This window comes from Flavobacterium sp. LM5 (assembly GCF_002017945.1).
In the GTDB taxonomy this organism is placed as follows: domain Bacteria; phylum Bacteroidota; class Bacteroidia; order Flavobacteriales; family Flavobacteriaceae; genus Flavobacterium; species Flavobacterium succinicans.
This window is the reverse complement of record NZ_MUFX01000043.1, coordinates 1-3,168: the sequence shown is the minus strand read 5'-3', so window position 1 is coordinate 3,168 and position 3,168 is coordinate 1. Positions and strand designations below refer to the sequence as shown.

Genomic DNA, 3,168 nt, shown 5'->3' with positions numbered 1-3,168 from the left:
TATGACATTGCAAGAATTTCATAAAGAAACTGATGAAATGGTTTTCAGCACAGCTTTTTATGAAAGTGAAGTTAATAGAGAAGTTAGAGTTTTTGGAAATATTGCACACATTTGGAGTACTTATGAAACACGATTAGAAAAAGATGGGAAAGTTGAAAGAAGAGGAATAAATAGCATTCAGCTAATTTTTGACAACAATCGTTGGTACATTATCTCTTGGATATTTAGTGGAGAAACAGATAAAAATATGATTCCGAAAACATTTGACAGAAATTAAAAAACAGCCACTAACACACGCTACAAGCAAGCTGGGCAATTGGCTAAATGAAAAGTTGGTTTTGTATTTGTGATGTTTAGTCATAATCGAAAAATAAATCATACTTTATCCCGAAACCCGCTGTAGTAGAAGTACGCTAGAGGGTAACTTAAAAAAAAAATTAACTCATGAAAAAATTTACTTTAATATTACTTGGATTTGTTTTACAATGCTTAGGAATTACTTTTATGTTATACGGCCTTAATAATAATCGTTTTTTATTATGGACGGGATTATCAATAGTGTTTATTGGATTTGCACTAATAATTGTAGGAGTAATTTTAAATAAAAATAAAACTAAATAATTTGCATTCAACATTTCCCCAAAAAGTGTGTAATTTGATTTTAAAGCTAATTTTTTAGGTATTTGTTGAAAAAAAAAAATTAAACATATCAATTTTCAAGACTATTTTGGTAGTAGTCATCACTTTTTCTTTGTGTTTATTAACATACTATTTTACTTTGTTTTGGGTCGAGGTGATACCTGTTTTTTGGTGGTTGGCAGTTCTTTTATTCCAATAAAAAAAACAAAGCATGTTTACTATGTCAATAGATTCATATCTGTACAATCAAAATAAACTAATACGACCAAATAGAGGTTAAAGAAAAAAGTTTATATAAAATGAAATTCAGAGAAAAACTCTTTCCTTTGCGTCACAAATAAAATTACAATACTTTGGAAAGTATAGAAAAGATAGAAATCACCGTTTTTATTGCATTATTTAATTCCGAAAACTATATTTCTGACACTATAAAAAGTGTACTGAATCAAACATTTACAAATTATGAAATATTGATTATTAATGATGCTTCTACAGATAATAGCGTTGGCAATAGTTGAAAATTTCAATTCTAAACGAATACGATTAGTACACAATTCGGAAAATAAAGGAATTTGTTTTACTCGTCAACGAGGTGTTGAGGAAGCTAAAGGGAAATATATTGCCATTTTAGATGCTGATGATATTGCTGAAAAGAATAGGCTACAAATTCAATATGATTTTTTAGAGCAAAATCAAGAATTTGCAGTCTGTGGAACAAATACAAAGTTTATTGACGAAAACTCAAATCCTTTGCAAGATGAATTTATTGTCAATACTAACTATGATGAAATAAAACTAAAGTTACTATTTGCCAATCAATTTATTAATTCGTCAGTACTAATAAGAAAAAGTGCGATAGAAGAAATAGGGGGTTACAAAAGGCATGCCGCAGAAGATTATGAATTCTATAAGTTAGCCAAATACTGGTCTAAAGTCAGCGACTTTAGACAGTTTTTGGCTAACCTTACGAATAAATCATAATCTTCTGCGGCATGCCTTTTGTAACCCCCTATTTCTTCTATCGCACTTTTTCTTATTAGTACTGACGAATTAATAAATTGATTGGCAAATAGTAACTTTAGTTTTATTTCATCATAGTTAGTATTGACAATAAATTCATCTTGCAAAGGATTTGAGTTTTCGTCAATAAACTTTGTATTTGTTCCACAGACTGCAAATTCTTGATTTTGCTCTAAAAAATCATATTGAATTTGTAGCCTATTCTTTTCAGCAATATCATCAGCATCTAAAATGGCAATATATTTCCCTTTAGCTTCCTCAACACCTCGTTGACGAGTAAAACAAATTCCTTTATTTTCCGAATTGTGTACTAATCGTATTCGTTTAGAATTGAAATTTTCAACTATTGCAACGCTATTATCTGTAGAAGCATCATTAATAATCAATATTTCATAATTTGTAAATGTTTGATTCAGTACACTTTTTATAGTGTCAGAAATATAGTTTTCGGAATTAAATAATGCAATAAAAACGGTGATTTCTATCTTTTCTATACTTTCCAAAGTATTGTAATTTTATTTGTGACGCAAAGGAAAGAGTTTTTCTCTGAATTTCATTTTATATAAACTTTTTTCTTTAACCTCTATTTGGTCGTATTAGTTTATTTTGATTGTACAGATATGAATCTATTGACATAGTAAACATGCTTTGTTTTTTTTATTGGAATAAAAGAACTGCCAACCACCAAAAAACAGGTATCACCTCGACCCAAAACAAAGTAAAATAGTATGTTAATAAACACAAAGAAAAAGTGATGACTACTACCAAAATAGTCTTGAAAATTGATATGTTTAATTTTTTTTTTTCAACAAATACCTAAAAAATTAGCTTTAAAATCAAATTACACACTTTTTGGGGAAATGTTGAATGCAAATTATTTAGTTTTATTTTTATTTAAAATTACTCCTACAATTATTAGTGCAAATCCAATAAACACTATTGATAATCCCGTCCATAATAAAAAACGATTATTATTAAGGCCGTATAACATAAAAGTAATTCCTAAGCATTGTAAAACAAATCCAAGTAATATTAAAGTAAATTTTTTCATGAGTTAATTTTTTTTTTAAGTTACCCTCTAGCGTACTTCTACTACAGCGGGTTTCGGGATAAAGTATGATTTATTTTTCGATTATGACTAAACATCACAAATACAAAACCAACTTTTCATTTAGCCAATTGCCCAGCTTGCTTGTAGCGTGTGTTAGTGGCTGTTTTTTAATTTCTGTCAAATGTTTTCGGAATCATATTTTTATCTGTTTCTCCACTAAATATCCAAGAGATAATGTACCAACGATTGTTGTCAAAAATTAGCTGAATGCTATTTATTCCTCTTCTTTCAACTTTCCCATCTTTTTCTAATCGTGTTTCATAAGTACTCCAAATGTGTGCAATATTTCCAAAAACTCTAACTTCTCTATTAACTTCACTTTCATAAAAAGCTGTGCTGAAAACCATTTCATCAGTTTCTTTATGAAATTCTTGCAATGTCATAGTTACTTGTTCTTG

General features: G+C 28.6%; 3 protein-coding genes and 2 pseudogenes. 3 read left to right on the top strand and 2 right to left on the bottom strand.

The window, feature by feature from the left end; all coding sequences use genetic code 11:
- From BXU11_RS17195 to BXU11_RS17185, 3 genes and pseudogenes are all read left to right on the top strand, one after another.
- Positions 1 to 277 (top strand): annotated as a pseudogene (locus BXU11_RS17195) (hypothetical protein); the annotation flags it as partial.
- A 715-nt stretch (positions 278 to 992) separates the two neighbouring features.
- Complete coding sequence (locus BXU11_RS18645) at positions 993 to 1,157, top strand: glycosyltransferase family A protein (protein ID WP_078213388.1); 165 nt, start codon at positions 993 to 995, stop codon at positions 1,155 to 1,157.
- Positions 1,144 to 1,620 carry a glycosyltransferase gene (locus BXU11_RS17185; protein WP_189318564.1) on the top strand — a complete coding sequence of 159 codons (477 nt, stop codon included), beginning with the start codon at positions 1,144 to 1,146 and terminating at the stop codon, positions 1,618 to 1,620. Before BXU11_RS18645 ends, BXU11_RS17185 begins: the two co-directional genes overlap by 14 nt.
- On the opposite strand, the gene BXU11_RS17180 is transcribed toward BXU11_RS17185, so the two are convergent.
- Positions 1,545 to 2,162 carry a glycosyltransferase family 2 protein gene (locus BXU11_RS17180; protein WP_078213386.1) on the bottom strand — a complete coding sequence of 206 codons (618 nt, stop codon included), beginning with the start codon at positions 2,160 to 2,162 and terminating at the stop codon, positions 1,545 to 1,547. The genes BXU11_RS17185 and BXU11_RS17180 overlap by 76 nt on opposite strands.
- Before the next feature lie 715 nt (positions 2,163 to 2,877).
- Positions 2,878 to 3,168: pseudogene (locus BXU11_RS17175) on the bottom strand (hypothetical protein); the annotation flags it as partial.